15 protein-coding genes are annotated in these 15,659 nt (G+C 70.7%); 7 read left to right on the forward strand and 8 right to left on the reverse strand.

All coding sequences use genetic code 11. From position 1 onward, the window contains the following. Positions 1-39: 39 nt before the first annotated feature. On the forward strand, positions 40-2,940 hold the full coding sequence (locus AC5Y6X_RS15625) for a helix-turn-helix transcriptional regulator (protein WP_499987360.1): 2,901 nt from the start codon (positions 40-42) through the stop codon (positions 2,938-2,940). Between the two features lie 6 nt (positions 2,941-2,946). Here the strand turns inward: AC5Y6X_RS15625 and AC5Y6X_RS15630 are convergent, their stop codons facing one another. Both AC5Y6X_RS15630 and AC5Y6X_RS15635 read right to left on the reverse strand, forming a co-directional pair. Next, positions 2,947-3,216, reverse strand: a complete 270-nt coding sequence (locus AC5Y6X_RS15630; RefSeq protein ID WP_324675533.1) for a DUF4242 domain-containing protein — start codon at positions 3,214-3,216, stop codon at positions 2,947-2,949. 12 nt (positions 3,217-3,228) lie between these two features. Next, complete coding sequence (locus AC5Y6X_RS15635) at positions 3,229-3,708, reverse strand: MarR family winged helix-turn-helix transcriptional regulator (protein ID WP_499987362.1); 480 nt, start codon at positions 3,706-3,708, stop codon at positions 3,229-3,231. A gap of 75 nt (positions 3,709-3,783) precedes the next feature. Between AC5Y6X_RS15635 and AC5Y6X_RS15640 the strand changes: the two genes are divergently transcribed. From AC5Y6X_RS15640 to AC5Y6X_RS15650, 3 genes are all read left to right on the forward strand, one after another. Beyond that, positions 3,784-4,728, forward strand: a complete 945-nt coding sequence (locus tag AC5Y6X_RS15640; protein WP_499987364.1) for an extracellular catalytic domain type 1 short-chain-length polyhydroxyalkanoate depolymerase — start codon at positions 3,784-3,786, stop codon at positions 4,726-4,728. Between the two features lie 146 nt (positions 4,729-4,874). Continuing rightward, a complete protein-coding gene (locus AC5Y6X_RS15645; RefSeq protein ID WP_499987366.1) occupies positions 4,875-6,164 on the forward strand; it encodes a lipase family protein in 1,290 nt (429 codons plus the stop codon). A gap of 69 nt (positions 6,165-6,233) precedes the next feature. After that, a complete protein-coding gene (locus AC5Y6X_RS15650) occupies positions 6,234-6,797 on the forward strand; it encodes a TetR/AcrR family transcriptional regulator (protein WP_324675939.1) in 564 nt (187 codons plus the stop codon). Here AC5Y6X_RS15650 and AC5Y6X_RS15655 read toward each other — a convergent pair. Continuing rightward, on the reverse strand, positions 6,754-7,407 hold the full coding sequence (locus tag AC5Y6X_RS15655; protein ID WP_324675540.1) for a TetR/AcrR family transcriptional regulator: 654 nt from the start codon (positions 7,405-7,407) through the stop codon (positions 6,754-6,756). The two genes, AC5Y6X_RS15650 and AC5Y6X_RS15655, sit on opposite strands and share 44 nt — an antisense overlap. 70 nt (positions 7,408-7,477) lie before the next feature. Between AC5Y6X_RS15655 and AC5Y6X_RS15660 the strand changes: the two genes are divergently transcribed. The 3 genes from AC5Y6X_RS15660 to fadD1 all read left to right on the forward strand — a co-directional run bounded on the left by AC5Y6X_RS15660 (position 7,478) and on the right by fadD1 (position 10,820). Next, entirely contained in the window at positions 7,478-8,308 is an 831-nt protein-coding gene (locus tag AC5Y6X_RS15660; RefSeq protein WP_324675542.1) for an alpha/beta fold hydrolase, read from the forward strand. A 32-nt stretch (positions 8,309-8,340) separates the two neighbouring features. Then, positions 8,341-9,111: an SDR family NAD(P)-dependent oxidoreductase gene (locus AC5Y6X_RS15665; protein WP_499987370.1), complete on the forward strand. Its 771-nt coding sequence runs from the start codon at positions 8,341-8,343 to the stop codon at positions 9,109-9,111. Between the two features lie 65 nt (positions 9,112-9,176). Continuing rightward, positions 9,177-10,820, forward strand: coding sequence for a fatty-acid--CoA ligase FadD1 (gene fadD1, locus AC5Y6X_RS15670; protein ID WP_499987372.1), 1,644 nt, complete (start codon positions 9,177-9,179; stop codon positions 10,818-10,820). Here fadD1 and AC5Y6X_RS15675 read toward each other — a convergent pair. The 5 genes from AC5Y6X_RS15675 to AC5Y6X_RS15695 are packed head-to-tail and all read right to left on the reverse strand — an operon-like array spanning position 10,765 to position 15,657. Next, positions 10,765-11,412 (reverse strand): PadR family transcriptional regulator, encoded by a 648-nt coding sequence (locus tag AC5Y6X_RS15675; protein ID WP_499987373.1) that lies wholly within the window; start codon positions 11,410-11,412, stop codon positions 10,765-10,767. The genes fadD1 and AC5Y6X_RS15675 overlap by 56 nt on opposite strands. Beyond that, positions 11,409-11,834, reverse strand: coding sequence for a Zn-ribbon domain-containing OB-fold protein (locus AC5Y6X_RS15680; RefSeq protein ID WP_499987375.1), 426 nt, complete (start codon positions 11,832-11,834; stop codon positions 11,409-11,411). Before AC5Y6X_RS15680 ends, AC5Y6X_RS15675 begins: the two co-directional genes overlap by 4 nt. After that, positions 11,831-12,994 (reverse strand): thiolase family protein, encoded by a 1,164-nt coding sequence (locus tag AC5Y6X_RS15685; protein ID WP_499987377.1) that lies wholly within the window; start codon positions 12,992-12,994, stop codon positions 11,831-11,833. Before AC5Y6X_RS15685 ends, AC5Y6X_RS15680 begins: the two co-directional genes overlap by 4 nt. Beyond that, entirely contained in the window at positions 12,984-13,316 is a 333-nt protein-coding gene (locus tag AC5Y6X_RS15690) for a hypothetical protein (RefSeq protein WP_499987379.1), read from the reverse strand. Before AC5Y6X_RS15690 ends, AC5Y6X_RS15685 begins: the two co-directional genes overlap by 11 nt. Position 13,317: 1 nt before the next feature. Next, positions 13,318-15,657 (reverse strand): CaiB/BaiF CoA-transferase family protein, encoded by a 2,340-nt coding sequence (locus tag AC5Y6X_RS15695; RefSeq protein WP_499987720.1) that lies wholly within the window; start codon positions 15,655-15,657, stop codon positions 13,318-13,320. Positions 15,658-15,659 lie beyond the last annotated feature (2 nt).

Below are 15,659 nucleotides of genomic sequence, written 5' to 3' on the forward strand. Positions count from 1 at the left end.
ACTATCGACCAGCCAATACGGCGCGGTTACCTTGATTTCATGGCGCAGTGGGTGCCGCCGCCGCTTCCGGCGGAACTGGTGGCGCGTCGCCGCGGCCCGCTGGTGGGTCGCGACGCGGAACTCGCCGCGTTCGAGCGGGCCTGGGAGCGGGTCGAGGCCGGCAGCCGCCAGGCGGTGTTCATCGGCGGTGAACCCGGGGCCGGTAAGACGCGCCTGGCCGCCGAGGTGGCCGGAACGCTGGCCGACCACGGCGTTGCGGTGCTGGTCGGCAGCTCGACGGCCGACGAGGACGTCCCGTACGCACCGTTCGCCGAGGCGCTCGATCGCCTGCTGGCCGTGGCCCCGCCCGGGTCGATGGCGGATCCGCTGGCCGATGCGGGGCCGCTGCTGCGGCGACTGTCGACCCAGGTCGACCGGCATCTGCCCGACGCCGACCCGGCGATGGACGTCGGGTCGCCCCGGCAGGCCCTTTTCGACGCCCTGACCGGGTTCCTGCGCCGCCTGGCCGTCGACCGCCCGATCGCGCTGATCCTCGACGACCTGCATTGGGCGCAGCTGCCGACCCTCGCAATGCTCGAACGCGTCCTGATCGGCTGCGCCGACGTCCGCCTGCTGGTGGTGGCCACGTTCCGCACGACCGCACCGGATCGCTCCGACGAGCTGACCACCCGGCTGGCCGAACTGCACCGCTTCGACGGCGTCCGGCGCCTGGATCTCGCCGGGCTGGACACCGAGGCGATCGCCGAGTTCGTCGGCCGCACCCAGCAGCTGGCGCCCGCCTCGGCCCGCACGGCCGCCGCCCTGCTGCGCGACAAGACCGGCGGCAATCCGTTCTTCCTGACCGAACTGGTCAACGACCTCGAGATGCGGGGCGGGCTGGCCACGCTGAGCGTGCAGCAGACCGTGCCCGCGTCGATCGGCGACGCCATCGCCCGCCGGCTCGCCGGCCTGGGCGCCGGCGTCCGCGGGGTGATCGAGCAGGCGGCGGTGCTGGGCGAGACGTTCGACCTGCCCGCGCTGATCGCCGCCAGCGAAACCGATCTCGCCGCGACGCTGGCGGCGGTCGATGCGGCCGAGGGCGTCGGGCTGATCCGGCCCGTCCGCGACTCCGACGGCGAGTTCGCGTTCGTGCACGCGCTCACCCGCGAGGCCGTGGTCGGCGGGATGGCCGCGTCGCGGCTGCGGATCATGCACGCGCGGGCCGCCGAGGCGCTCGAGGGCCGCGCCGACCCGTCGGTCGTGCCGCGCCTGGCGAACCACTACCTGCGGGCGCACGTGCTGGGCTACCACGAGCAGGCGTTGCGATACGCGCACCAGGCGGCCCGGATGGCCGAACAGAGCCTGGCCTATGAGGACGCGGCGCGGTGGTTCGAACGGGCGGCGTCGCTGCCCGAGCTGAGCCGGGCGGATCGGGCGAGGCTGGACCTCGACGCGGCCGCCAACCACGTGCGTGCCGGCGACTACGCCCGGTCGCGGGCGATCTACGAACGCCTCAGCGCGATGGACGACCCGCTGATCCGGCTGGGGGCGGCCGTCGGCTACGAGGAAGCGAATTGGCGACGCGGCCAGTCGGATTCGACGGCGGCCGACCTGCTGGCGTCGGCGCTGGAATCCTGCGGGCTGACCACCGACGACCCCCGCTACGTGCAGGCGCTGGGCAGCTTCGGCCGGGCCCTGGCCTTCGCCGGCGAGGCGGCGCGCGCCCGCGAGGTCGGCAACAGTGCGATCGACCGCGCGCGGGCCGCCGACGATCCGGCGGTGCTGATGCACACGCTCAAGGCCAGCCTGTGGCACGGGCTCACCCCGGAGCTGTGCGAAATCCAGGCGGAGCGTTCGGCCGAGGTGTCCCGCATGGCGTTGGCGCGCCGCGACTACGAGGTGCTGGGGGCCTCTTCGCACTTCCGCGCCATGGTCAGCTATCTGGCCGGCCGGCCCGACGACCTGGCGGCGTCGACGGCGGACATGCGGCGGGCGGGCCGAGCGGTCGGGCAGCCCGTCTTCGGCTTCGTCGGCGCGTGCGTCGAACAAGCTCTGGCCTACCTGCGCGGCGACTTCGCCGCCGCCGAACGGTGGGCCGACATCGCCTTGCGCACAGGCGATTTGTTCGACGCGGAGGACACCGAGGGCAGCAACGGGGTCCAGATGTTCATGATCCGGCGCGAAACCTCGGACCTGAAGCGATTCGCCGGATTCGTCGACGGCAGCGAGACATTCGCCGGCCGGTGGGTGCCGGGCCTGCTCGCGCTGTACACCGAGCTCGGCTGCGAAGCCGGCATGACCCGCGCGCTCAATCACCTGCTGAACCGAAAACTCGGCGACCGCACCGACGAGGCGCAGTGGCCGATGGAGCTGGTGTTCATGGTCGAGGCGGCGCTGGAGCTGGGCAACCGCGAGGCGCTGCACGCGCTGCGCCCCTACCTGTCCCGCTACGCCGGCAAGAACCTGGTCGCCGGCCAGTTCGTCGCGCTGTTCGGCAGCGCCGACCGATACCTGGCCAGGATCGCCGCCCTCGGCGGCGACACCGCCGCGGCCGAACGGCATTTCGGCGCGGCACTCGAGATGGACCGGCGGATGGGCGCGGTGGTTCATGTCAGCGAGACGCTGGCCCGGTACGCGTTGTTCGCGGCGTCGTGCGGCCGCACCGAGGAAGCGCGGCGCCTGGCCGACGAGGCCCGCGCCATCGCCGCGCCGCTCGGCCAGAACCGGGTCGTCGATCTGGTGGATTCGTTGCTGACGATCGGTCCGGACGGCCTGACGGACCGCGAGGTCGAGGTGCTGCGGCTGCTCGCCGAGGGGTTGAGCAATCGGGCGATCGGCGAGCGGCTTTACATCAGCACCAACACGGCCGCCAACCACGTGCGCAACATCCTGATCAAGACGGGCGCGGCGAACCGCACGCAGGCGGCGATGTATGCCGCCGATCACGAGCTGCTCGGGTGACGGTGGTCAGATGGCGGACAACCCGCCGTCGGGCATGATGCGATCGCCCATCTCGACGATGACGTCGGCCGGGAGGCCGGCCCGCGCGGCCGCGGTTCGGATGGCCTCGGGCGACGGCGCCTCGTACAGGCAGTAGGTCTTGCGCTTGTCCGCGGACAGAAACGAGTACATCCACCGGACACCTTCGTCGTCGTTGATCCGGTTGATGCCGTCGGCAACCTCGAGGCTGGGTTCCATTTCCTCGGCGAAGTTGCGCTCGACCATGAAGATGGGCACGGCGGGCTCCTGTCATCGTCTTGGGTCGAACCTACGCCCCGCGGAGTCGTCGGTCTCGCTGGACAGCAACATCAGTAAGGTCTCCCGCAATTCCCCCAATCGCTGCCGCCCCACGGCCTTCTCCCATCGCGTCTCCAGATCGATTGCGTTCGACCGCATCACGCGCAGCGCCTGCCGGCCGCGCGGCGTCAGCTCGATGAGTCGTGCCCGCGCGTCCAGCGGATCGGGCACTCGAGTGACGTAGCCGTGTCGCTCCAGCCCCGCTATTGCCTGGGCCACCGCCTGCCGGCTCACCCTCAGCCGGTCGGCCAGGTCCGACGCGTGCAGCCCGCCGGTCGCCAGCGGCACGAGCGCGACCGCCTGCGCCGGGCGGATCCCGTCGAGACCGGCCGCGGCGAATGCGGCCCGCAAGTGCGGGGCCCCGGACGCGGCCACCAGGTTTACCAGCGCCGGAACGGTGGGCTCCCACTGGGAATCCGCAACGCGCCGCATGGTCCTAGAGTCTGCCACCCGGGAGCAATTGACAAGCTACTTGTCAAATGTGCGCGCGGCTGCCACGATGGGGCCATGCGATCTCGATGCGCCCGCATGCTCGGCGTGTGCCTGCTCCCGACTCTGGTTGTGCTGCTCGGCGGTTGCCTCGGCGGCGGGCACGCGCTGGGAACTCCTGGGGCACAGTCGATTCCGGTGGGCCAGTCCACTCAGACCCTCGAATGGGGCGGTGTGAGCCGGACCTTTCACCTCTACCGGCCGCAGGGACCGACCGACGCGGTGCCGCTGGTCGTGATGCTGCACGGCGGCTTCGGCAACGGCGCACAGGCCGAGCGTTCCTATCACTGGGACGCCGAGGCCGACGGTGGGCATTTCCTGGTCGCCTACCCCGACGGCCTGAACCGCGCCTGGAATGCCGGCACCTGCTGCGGCGAGCCCCAGCGCGACAACGTCGACGACGTCGGGTTCGTCACCGCCATGGTCGCCGCCATCGAGCGGGAGATCCCCATCGATCGCGGGCGCGTCTACGTCACGGGCATGTCGAACGGGGCCATGATGGCCCTGCGGCTGGGCTGCCAGACCGACACCTTCGCCGCGATCGCTCCCGTCGCCGGCACGCTGCTGACCGACTGCTCCCGCGCGCGGCCGACGTCCGTGCTGCAGATCCACGGCACCGCCGACGACCGGGTCCCCTACAACGGCGGGCCCGGTAAAGCGTTCGCGGCCAACGGAAATCCGCGCGTCGACGGTCCGTCGGTCGAGTCGGTCAACGCCACCTGGCGCGTCATCGACGCGTGCGGGCCCCCGGATTCGAGCACCGCCGCGGGCGTGACGACGCAGACCGCCGGCTGCGCCGACGGGCGAACCGTTGAGTTGATCTCGGTGGCCGGCGCCGGGCATCAATGGCCCGGCGGGGAGCCCAGCCCGCTCGCGGAACGGGTCGCCGGCATCCCGGCGCCGTCGACGGCGCTCGACGCCACCGACACCATCTGGCAGTTCTTCGCCCGCAACCACCGCTGACTTCGCCTCTTGCCGCGAGCGTGCGTGGCGGTACGCCGACACGCCGCGTCGGCTGTCATTCTGCGCACGCTCGCGGTGGAATCTGATCTCTAAAAAGTTAGAGAAACTCCCTTCCCCTCGGGCACGCGCGTTGTTACCTTTTTGTGATGCGTCGGGTTGGGGGAGTCCTCGCTGTCCTGCTGGCAATCGGATTCGCGTGCGGCGGCACGGGAATCGCACGGGCCGACGGCGGCGACGAGCCGCGGTACGCCGAGTTCTACACCCCGCCGGATCCGCTGCCCCCGGGCCGGCCCGGTGACCTGATCCGCACCGAGCCGTCCCGGCTGGTGCTGGAGCCCTCGGGACAGCTCGGCGCGATCATGGCCACCGGCACCCGAATCATGTACCGCAGCAACGACACCCACGGAAATCCGATCGCCGTCACGGGAACCTACTTCGAGCCCTACAACGCATGGCCGGGCAACGGGCCGCGGCCGTTGATCAGCTACGCGCCCGGCACCCAGGGCCAGGGCAACCAGTGCGCCCCGTCGCGAATGTTCAACCAGGGCATCCACTATTCGGGTGGCTGGGACATCATGTTCAACTACGAGGAGCTGTTCGTCGCCACGATGGTCGCCCGCGGCTTCGCGATCGTGATGACCGACTACGAGGGCCTGGGCACCCCCTCGATGCACACCTACGTGGGCCGCGTCGCCGAGGGGCAGGCGGTGCTCGACGCCGCCCGCGCCGCCATGCGGCTGCCGGGAACGTCGCTCGATCCGCATGGGCCCGTGGCGTTTTGGGGGTACTCGCAGGGCGGCGGCGCGGTCGCGTCGGCGGCCGAACTGGCGCCGTCCTACGCCCCCGATCTCCATATCGTGGGCACCTACGCCGGCGCGCCGGTGGCCGACCTGAAGGAACTGTTGCCCTACGCCGACGGCAGCGCGCTGGTCGGTGTGGTGGGCTATGCGATCAACGGCGCCATCGCCACCTACCCCGAGCACGCCGACGAGATCCGCTCCAAGCTCACGCCGCGGGGTTTGGCCATGCTCGAATCGGCCTCGCGCCAGTGCGTCGGGCAAACGCTGATCGATTTCATGTTTCGCCACCTGCAGCCGTACTTCAACGAAAACGTCTGGCAGGTCATCAACGAGGAACCGTTCAGCAGCATGTTGGATGAGCAGCACGTCGGACGTTACAAACCCAACGCGCCGGTGCTGATCGACAGCAATCGCTACGACCCGCTGGTGCCCTGGACCGCGGCCAATCAGCTCGGCCGCGACTGGTGCGCCCAGGGCGCCGACGTCGAATTCCGCACCAACGAGGAACCGCCATTCCTCAACAAGCTCGTCATCAACCACGCCCTGCCGATGCTCGTCGACGGCGAACCGGCCATGCAATGGATCGCGGCCCGCTTCAACGGGGAACCAACCACACCCAACTGCGGCCAGTTCTAGACTGGACGCATTGCTGCACGCAGGAAGCGCAACGCGCCCGAGCGGCGCCGACAGCTCGCCGACGCCGCGATCGAGCTACTGGGCACCAACGGGATCCACGGCGTCAGCCACCCCAAGGTCGACGAGCGCGCTGGGGTGCCGGACGGCACCACGTCGTTCTACTTCCGGACCCGAAAAGCGCTGCTGCACGCGGTCGCAACCCGGTTGAACGAACTCGACGTCGCGGATCTGTCAGTGCTGACCGAGCTCGCCGGGGACCGGCCCATCGAGTTCGCCGGCACCGCGGGCCTGGCCCGCGTCGTCATGTATGTGGCGACCGAACCCTGGCTCACCCGCGCCAAGGCGCGCTACGAGTTGGTGTTGCTGGCCAGCCGTGACCCGGAACTGGCGGCGACCCTCAACGAGTCCGCGGAGGGCCTCTACGCACTGGCGCGCGACGTCGTCGCGCACTGGCATCCCGCGGACAGCACGCCGGACCCGGCGCTGATCGAGGATCAGGCGACCGCCACCATGATGTTCATCAACGGGGTGATGATGACGTTCGTCGCGGGCCGGCCGGCGGTCGACGGTACCGAACAGCTGGACCGGCTCATCCGGGGCGTGATCGCGGGGGTCGCGCAGGTCCGCCACTGAGGTGCCGCTCGTCCAGCATCGCGTCGATGAGCCGGTGCAGCACCTCCCCGGTCTCCCTGCGGGCGCGCTTCGGGTCGTCGGCCGTCGCGATGACCATGGCCGCCTCGTCGAGCGCGCCGATCAGTATGTGGGCTAGCGGCCGCATCGGCTGGGCCGCCAGCTGGCCCGCGCGGACGGCCTCGGTGAGCAGCTGTTCGGTCATGCCCAGGCTGTACCGCTGGGCGACGTCGCGGAAGGCGGGCCAGCCCAGCACGCTGGGTGCGTCGAGCAGGATCAGCTGACGCACCTCCGGGTCGCCGGACACGTCGAGCCAGGCATCGACCGCGGCCCGGATCGCGTCCGCGGGGGTGCTCGCACCCGACTCGGCCACCAGCGTGGCCATCCGGGCCATCACGTCCTGCTCCACGGCCTCCACGACCTCGCCGAAAAGCGTTGCCTTGTCCGCGAATTGGTGGTACATCGCGCCCCGGGTGACGCCCGCGGCCGTGGCGATCTCGGGCGTGCCCACGTCCGCGTAGCCGCGTCGGCCCCACAGCGTGCGGGCAGCCGAGATCAGCGCCTCGCGGGTCGCCGCGGAGCGCTCCTCCTGAGTGCGCCTCTTGATTTCCATACAGCCTGTTGGTAACTTACGAACAGACAGTCTGTTTGTAAATACCAATCCTTCCAGCTAGGAGCCATTCATGCCGACGATCGACACTAGTGCCGGAACCATCCATTACGAAGCAACCGGACCCGAGGACGGCCGGCCCGTCGTGTTCGTGCACGGGTACATGATGGGCGGCGACCTGTGGCGCCAGGTCGGCAAGCGGCTCGGCGCCCGCGGCCTGCGCTGCATCGCCCCCACCTGGCCGCTGGGCGCGCACCCGCAACCGCTGCGCCCGGGGGCCGATCGAACCATCACCGGGGTGGCCGACATCGTCGCCGAGGCGCTGACGGCCCTCGAGCTCGAGGACGTGGTGCTGGTCGGCAACGACACCGGCGGCGTGGTCACCCAACTCGTCGCGGTGCACCACCCCGAGCGGCTGGGCGCGCTGGTGCTCACGAGTTGCGATGCGTTCGAACACTTTCCGCCGCCGATCCTCAAGCCGGTGATCATGGCGGCCAAGTCCAAGGCGACGTTCAAGGCCGTCGCCCAGGCCATGCGGCTGCCCGCGGCCCGCAAGCGCGCGTTCGACGGCCTGGCGCACCGCAACATCGACGCGCTCACCGAGGCCTGGGTGCGCCCGGGGCTCTCGGATCCGGCCGTCGCCGAAGACCTGCGCCAGTTCACCCTCTCGCTGCGCACCGAGGTCACCACCGGCGTCGCCGCGCGGCTGCCCGAGTTCGACAAGCCCACGCTGATCGCCTGGTCGGCCGACGACGTGTTCTTCGAGCTCGCCGACGGCGAACGGCTCGCCGCGACCATCCCGAACGCCCGCCTCGAGGTGATCGAGGGGGCGCGAACGTTCTCGATGGTGGACCAGCCCGACCGGCTGGCCGACCTGCTGTCGTCGATCGCCGTGCGCACCTAACGTCTCCCGAGGCGTCGGCTAGCGTTGCCGCCATGCCAGACGCGACATCACCCCTGCAAGGACGCCGGATCCTGGTCACCGGCGGGGCCTCCGGGATCGGCGCGTCCGCCGTCGGGGTCCTCACCGAGGCGGGCGCCGCCGTCGCCGCCACCTATCACCAAACTCCGCCACCGGAGGGTCTCGCGGCCGCTTGGTTGCAGTGCGATGTGCGGGACGCCGACGCGGTCTCGGCGATGGTGCGACAGGCCGTGGAAAGCCTCGGCGGACTCGACGTGTTGGTGAACGCGGCGGGGCTGTGGCAGGCCGGGGTGCCGGGATACATCGGCGCCGACGAGATCTCGTTCCTGTTGGACACCAACGTGAAAGCGACCATCCTCACCAATCAGGCCGCGTACGCGGTGATGAAGGATCAGGATCCCAAGGGCGGCCGGATCATCAACTTCGGCTCCTCCGAAGCCGTTATGGGCAGCCCGATCTCGGCCGTCTACGCCGCGACCAAGGGAGCGGTGCAGGCGTGGACGCGCTCGGCCGCCAAGGCCTGGGCGGCCGACAATGTCACCGTCAACGCGCTGGCGCCCGCGGTGCAGACGGCCGGGGCCGACCGCTTGCGCGAATTCCTTGGCCCGGAGGCCGCCGCGCTGATCGACCAGCAGATGAAGATGATGATTCCGCTCGGCGGCACGCTGGGCGAGCCCGCGCGCGACGTCGGTCCGATGCTGGTTTTTCTGGCCGGCCCCGGGTCGGGCTTCATCACCGGGCAGCTGCTCGCGGTCGACGGCGGCCTGATGATGGTGGGCGGCTGATTGGCGGGCGGGCCGCTACGATAAGACGGACCGTCTCGTCTCGTAAGTGAAGGTGGACCGCCCGGATGGCCGACGACACGATGCAAGCGCTGCTGCGGAAGCGGCTGTCGGATTCCTCGGTCGCCGTCAAACACCGCGATCTGCAATGGAGTTGGGCGCAGTACCTGACGAAGTCGGCGGCGCGCGCCGCGGCCCTGATCGGCGCCGCCGACCCGGGACGGCCGATGCACGTCGGCGCCCTGCTGGGAAACACGCCCGAGATGCTGGCGCAGATGGCGGCGGCCGGGCTCGGGGGGTACGTGCTGTGCGGCCTGAACACCACGCGGCGCGGCGAGGCGCTGGCCGCCGACATTCGGCGGGCGGACTGCCAATTCGTGGTGACCGACGCCGAGCATCGGCCGCTGCTGGACGGTTTGGACCTCGCGGGAATGCGGGTCTTCGACACCTCGGCGCCGCAGTGGGAGGAATTCGTCGGCGGCGCCGGCGGGCTGGTCCCCCATCGTGAAGGCACCGCGACGGACGCGTTCATGATGATCTTCACGTCGGGAACCAGTGGAAACCCCAAGGCGGTGCCGGTATCCCACCTGATGGCCGCCATCGCCGGCCTCAGCCTCACCGAACGCTTCGCGCTCACCGCGCGGGACACCTGCTACGTGTCCATGCCGCTGTTTCACTCCAACGCGGTGGTCGCCGGATGGGCGCCTGGGGTGGTGTCCGGCGCCGCGATCGTGCCGGCGAAGTTCTCCGCGCGCAACTTCCTCGGCGACATCCGCCGCTACGGGGCCACGTACATGAACTACGTCGGCAAGCCGCTGGCCTACATCCTGGCCACGCCCGAACGCGACGACGACGCCGACAACCCGCTGCGGGTGGCCTTCGGCAACGAGGCGAATGACAAAGACATCGAGGAGTTCTCGCGCCGCTTCGGCGTCAAGGTCGAGGACGGATTCGGCTCGACGGAGAACGCCGTCATCGTGATTCGCGAGCCCGGCACGCCGAGGGGCTCGATCGGACGGGGGGCCGAGGGGGTCGCGGTGTACAACAGCGAGACCCTCGCCGAATGCGCCGTGGCGCGCTTCGACGAGCACGGGGCGCTGGCCAACGCCGACGAGGCGGTGGGCGAGTTGGTCAACACGGCCGGATCCGGATTTTTCACCGGCTACTACAACGACCCGGAGGCCAACGCCGAGCGGCTGCGCCACGGCATGTACTGGTCCGGGGACCTGGCCTACCGCGACGCCGACGGCTGGATCTACCTCGCCGGCCGCACCGCCGACTGGATGCGCGTGGACGGCGAGAACATGGCCGCCGCGCCGATCGAGCGAATCCTGTTGCGGCACAGCGCCATCAACCGCGCCGCGGTGTATGCCGTGCCGGACCCCCGGGTCGGCGACCAGGTGATGGCGGCGATCGTGCTCAACGAGGGCCAGACCCTCGATCCCGGCGAATTCGAGGCGTTTCTCGGCGCGCAGCCCGACCTGTCCCCCAAGGCCCGGCCGCGATTCGTCCGCCTGGCCAACGACCTGCCCAGCACCGCCACCCACAAGGTGCTCAAGCGCGGGCTGATCGACCAGGGAACGGCCGTGCCCGAGGGCGAAACGCTTTGGGAGCGCGAACCGCGCGGCACCGCCTACCGGGCCGTGTCGGACACGCCTAGTCCTTCGGTGCGCGACGGCGGATCTGCCCCTTCGACCGCCGCACCCGCCTGACCGGGTCTCGGGTTGTCCCGCCGGCGATCTCGTCGCGCAGCTGGGAGATGTTGGAGATCTCCGCGTACAGGCCGCGGATCGCGTAGTCCAGGACGGCGAAGGAGAAGCGCTGGTCCGGATCGTCGATGATGCCGAGTTCGCGGGATCGCTGGCGCGACCACAGCGCCTCGTCGAGGCGGGCCCGCGTCGCCTCGAGATGCCGCTCCAACGCGTCGATTACGTGGTCGGGATCCCCGCCGCGGGCGAGCCACGTCTTGAGGATCACGGGATGCTTGATGACGACCCGGTCCTCGCCGGGAAAGTGCTGGATCCACCGGCGCAGCGCGTCGAGCCCGGCCTCGGTCGTCGCATACAACGTGATGGCGCGCTTGCCGGACCGGGCGCCGGTCTCGCTGACCATGCCGCGCGATAGCAACCGGTTCAGCTCGCGCCGCACGTGGCTCACCGACGGCGACCAATAGAAGTGGCCGACCGACAGTTCGGCGCGCATCTTGATCTCGCCGGCGGTGAGCTGCTCGTCGTTGGCCGCCAACACGCCGAGGACCAGGTAGGCGGTGACCGGTAGGCCGTTGCTGGTGCGCGCGGGACTCATTGCGGCCCTGCGAAATACGGCAGGGTCACGTCCGGGCCGACGGCATGGAATTGCACCCGCACGCGCATGCCGACGGCCAGGTCTTCCGGCGCCACGCCGACGATGTTCGTCAGCATCTGGTAGCCCTCGTCCAGCGTGACGATCGCCGGCGCGTAGGGCGGTTGGAACTCGGCCGTGACCGGACGGTGGACCACCGTCCAGCTGTAGATCTCGCCGACGCCGCCGCTGCGTTCCCACCGCAATTCGTGCGAAAGGCATTGGCGGCAATGCTCGCTCGGCGGGAAGTTCGGCGCGCCGCAGGCCTCGCAGCGTTGATAACGCAGCTCCCCCGACCGGCAGCCCTGCCAGAACGGGGCGCTGACCGGGCTGCTGGCGTGCGGCACCGGGCCGGCCTGCGGTCGCAACGGGTTCGGAGAATTCATCGCGGTTCGTCTCCCAGGATCAGCACCGTGGTGAACAGCGCGCCCGCTCCGCCGTTGCTGCACAACGCGATATGCGCGTCGGGCACCTGGAGGTTGCCCGCCTGACCCCGCAGCTGCTGGACGGCCCGGATGGCCCGCTGCATCATCTGCGGATTGGAGCCCGCGTGGCTGAACGACATGGTTCCCCCGTCGGTGGTGACCGGGTGGCTGCCGCCGATGGCGATGTGGCCGTCGGCGACGAACGGTCCGCCCTCGCCCTCGCCGCAGAACCCGAACGCCTCGAGCTGGCGGATGATTTCGAACGAGAACGGGTCGTAGAGCTCCAGCACGTCCACGTCGCCGGGTCGAAGCCCCGCGTGGTTGAATGCGCGCTCGGCCGCGCGCCGGCCGACGACGCCATTGACGTAGTGGCCGTGATCGCCTTGCCGGCCAACGAGATCCCATGCGGGCGGGTGCTGATACGACGGGCCGTGGAAGTCGGCGCCGCTGCCCAGCACGTGGATCGGCCGCGCGGCGACGTCCACCTTGTTGATGTTCGCGACGACCAGTGCGCACCCGCCCTCGGAGGTGGTGGCGCAATCGAGCAGATGAAACGGATCGGCGATGGGGCGCGACGCGGTGATGTCGTCCGGGGTGAACGGGCCGCGCTGGTAGTAAACGGCTTCGGGGTTTTGCGATCCGTTGTTGCGGATGGTAGCCGCCACGATGGAGAGTTGCTCGCGCGTCGTCCCGTAGACGTGCATGTGGCGCCGGGCGATGAGCGCGAACTCGGCGGCGGTGAACATCCCCCAGGGCGCGACGAATTCGTTCTCGGGCCGGGTCCATGGCGCCGTGGCTTCGTGGTCGCGGTACTCGCCGGCCTGGGCGGCGACGAGCACCACGACGTCGGCCATGCCGTGCTCGATAGCGGTGGCCGCCTCGGTGATCATGCCGACCCCGAAGCCCAGCCCCTGCCAGGCCGGGCCGAGGCGCAGGTCGTAGATCAGCGCGGTGGACAGCGGGCCGGCGCTGATTCCGTCGACGTCGTCGAGGCTCAGGCCCGCGTCGTCGAGCGCGCCCCGAATTGCCTTGAGCGCCAGGGTGCGCGAGGTCTCGCCCTCCAGGCGGCGACCCTGCCGGGTGTTGTGCACACCGACGACGGCGGCGGTGCTAGTTTTCATCCGCGACCACCCCGAGGTAGGTGCCCACGACGTCGTATCGCCGCCCGTCGCGCACGATGGACCCGATCGTCCTCGTCCGCGCCTCGGCGCGCGCCGGGTCGGCCTGCTCGACGACGTCGATTCGCACGTCGACCGGCCGCGCGGTCTGCGGGTCGGTGATCTCCACGACCATGGCGACCGCGCGCTCGCGCTCGTCCCACTCGACGCTGGTGATCCGGTGCCGGGCGGTCAGTTCCATCACCACGGAGTCCCGGCGCACCAGGAAGCGCACCGGCGCGCACGGCTCGCCGGCCCGCGGCGGCACGCACAGCGTGACGGCCATCTCACAAGCCCGCCGGCCGTGCGCTGGTTGCCCCGGACTCGCGCAGCTCGGACAGCTCCCGTTCGCCGTGCCCCAGCACGCTCATCAGGACCTCGCGGGTGTGCTGGCCGTACAGCGGCGGCGGCCGGCGAAGCCAGCGGCGTGGCTTTCCGACGAAGGCGAACGGCATTCCTGTGCACAGGAACGAGCCCGCAACCGGGTGGTCGACCGTTTCCCAGAACCCCCGGGCCAGCAGCTGCGCATCGCTCAGCAGCGCCGCCGGCGGCGTGACCGGGGCCGCGGCCACCCCGAGGGCGCGCAGCGCGCCGACCGCGTCGGGCACCGGGCGCCGCGCGGTCCACTCCGAGATCAGCTTGTCGATTTCGTCGGCCCGCGCTCGCCACTCGGTCTCGGCCGGCCCCAGTCCCGCCTGGTCGAGGAGTTTCGCCAGCGCCACCCGGGCATTGTCGTCGGTCGCGGCGAGCGCGACCCAGTCGTCGTCACCCTTGCAGCGGTACACGCCTTGGGGACTGGCGCCGGGTCCGCGATTCCCGTTGCGCCGCAGCTCGATTCCGTTGCGCGAGTATTCCACCATCATTTCGGCGGCGACGTTGAGCGCGGACTCCACCATGGTGGACTCGACATGCATGCCGGTGCCGTCGCGGTCGCGGATGACCAGCGCCGCGATCGCGGCGAAGGCCGCGTGCAGCCCCGCGATCGGGTCGCACACCCCGCGCGGAATCACCGGCGGCCCGTCGGCGTGTCCGGTCATCCAGGCCATGCCCGTCGCCTGCTCCATGGTCTGCGCGAAGCCGACCCGGTCGCGCCACGGGCCGTCGAGGCCGAACGCCGGCATCCGGACCATGACCGCGCGCGGGTTGGCGGCGCGCACCGCATCCCACTCGAGGGCGAAGTTTTTCATCACCCGCGGCGAGAAGTTCTCGATGACGAGGTCGCTGGCGGCGATGAGCTCGAGGGCGATGGACCGTCCCGCGTCGGTGCCGAGCTCGGCGCTGACGCCGCGCTTGTTGTTGTTGCTGCACAAGAAGACCGGGCCCCACTCCCACCACTGGTCCCAGTCCGGGGGGCGGCCGGCGGAGAACCGCATGCCGTCGGGCCGGCGGACGCCCTCGAGCTTGATCACGTCGGCGCCCAGGGCGCCGAGGAATTGGGTGGCGACGGGGCCGGCCCAGAACGCGGTGAAGTCGGTTACCCGTATGCCGGACAACGGAAGTGCGTCGGCGTCGGCGCAAGGGGGCCGCTCGGGTCGGGGCGGCCAGTGCACGCGGCCGTTGTCGGCCCCCAGTTCCGGTGGCCGCCCCGGCGCCCGGGTGGCGATGGCGTCGCTGCGATACGGCACCCGCGGCTGCAGCACCCCGAGCTCCGATTCCACGAAGACCCCGCGGTCGACGAAGTGGTCGATGCCGGGCAGCGTGGCCGGGGTTCCGATGGGGGCCACCGGAATTCGGAATGCCACCGCGAGGTCGATGATCTCCTGCGTGCTGCGGGATTCCGTCCATTTCGTGACCATGCCCAGGAACTCGTCGCGGCGCCGAACCCGTCCGGCGAAGGACGCCAGGTCCGCGTCGTCGATCAGGTCGGCCCGGTCGATCATCGTCAGGAAATCCTGGAACTGCTGCGCCGTGATGGTGCAAAAGCCCACCATCCCGTCGGCGGTGGGGACGATCGACGGGAGCTCCAGGCTGCGTTGGTGCAGCAGGGAATCCGCGCCCAGCACGCTGGCCGACATGGCGGGCAGGCCGCCCATCGCGATGACCATCGCCTCGTAGGTCGAGACGTCGACGACCCGCCCCCCGCCGCCGCGGGCGGCATGCCGGGCCGTGGCGGCGGCGACCGGCGCGGCGAACGACCCGGCCAGCCACTCGCCGAGGCGGCCGCCCGCCTGCACGGGCTCGTCGCCCGGCCAGCCGCGGCTGGCCGTGGAGCCGCACAGCGCCTGCAGGATGAACTCGTTGGCGACGACGCGGTCGTCGACGTAGGGTCCCGTCAGCCCGAACGAGGTCACGGCGACCACGACCGCCGACGGGCCGGTGTGGGCCGTGATGTCGTCGAGCGCCCAGTCGTCGGTGAGGTCGGTGAGCACGATGTCGGCGCCGGCCAGCAGCGCCGCGGTCTCGGCCGCACCGCGGCGGACCACCGACCTCTTGCCCGCCGCCAGGTAACCGAACAACGCGCCGGGTGGGCCACCCGCCGACCAGTTGCGCATCGAATCGCCTTGCGGGGACTCGATCTTCACGACGTCGGCGCCGGCGTCGGTGAACATCTTCCCGCAGTACGACACCGCGATCCCGTTGGACAGCTCCAGCACGCGCCAGCCGGCGAACGACGCCCGGGCCGGCACGC

The organism is Mycobacterium sp. NGS26, from assembly GCF_059813025.1.

Bases quoted from the DNA above. Each gene is read 5' to 3' on its own strand.
- fadD1 (WP_499987372.1), top strand. From the start codon at position 9,177: ATGGCCGACGACACGATGCAAGCGCTGCTGCGGAAGCGGCTGTCGGAT.
- AC5Y6X_RS15680 (WP_499987375.1), bottom strand. From the start codon at position 11,834: ATGAATTCTCCGAACCCGTTGCGACCGCAGGCCGGCCCGGTGCCGCAC.
- AC5Y6X_RS15625 (WP_499987360.1), top strand. From the start codon at position 40: ATGGCGCAGTGGGTGCCGCCGCCGCTTCCGGCGGAACTGGTGGCGCGT.
- AC5Y6X_RS15690 (WP_499987379.1), bottom strand. From the start codon at position 13,316: ATGGCCGTCACGCTGTGCGTGCCGCCGCGGGCCGGCGAGCCGTGCGCG.
- AC5Y6X_RS15645 (WP_499987366.1), top strand. From the start codon at position 4,875: ATGCGTCGGGTTGGGGGAGTCCTCGCTGTCCTGCTGGCAATCGGATTC.
- AC5Y6X_RS15685 (WP_499987377.1), bottom strand. From the start codon at position 12,994: ATGAAAACTAGCACCGCCGCCGTCGTCGGTGTGCACAACACCCGGCAG.
- AC5Y6X_RS15660 (WP_324675542.1), top strand. From the start codon at position 7,478: ATGCCGACGATCGACACTAGTGCCGGAACCATCCATTACGAAGCAACC.
- AC5Y6X_RS15675 (WP_499987373.1), bottom strand. From the start codon at position 11,412: ATGAGTCCCGCGCGCACCAGCAACGGCCTACCGGTCACCGCCTACCTG.
- AC5Y6X_RS15640 (WP_499987364.1), top strand. From the start codon at position 3,784: ATGCGATCTCGATGCGCCCGCATGCTCGGCGTGTGCCTGCTCCCGACT.
- AC5Y6X_RS15655 (WP_324675540.1), bottom strand. From the start codon at position 7,407: ATGGAAATCAAGAGGCGCACTCAGGAGGAGCGCTCCGCGGCGACCCGC.
- AC5Y6X_RS15665 (WP_499987370.1), top strand. From the start codon at position 8,341: ATGCCAGACGCGACATCACCCCTGCAAGGACGCCGGATCCTGGTCACC.
- AC5Y6X_RS15635 (WP_499987362.1), bottom strand. From the start codon at position 3,708: ATGCGGCGCGTTGCGGATTCCCAGTGGGAGCCCACCGTTCCGGCGCTG.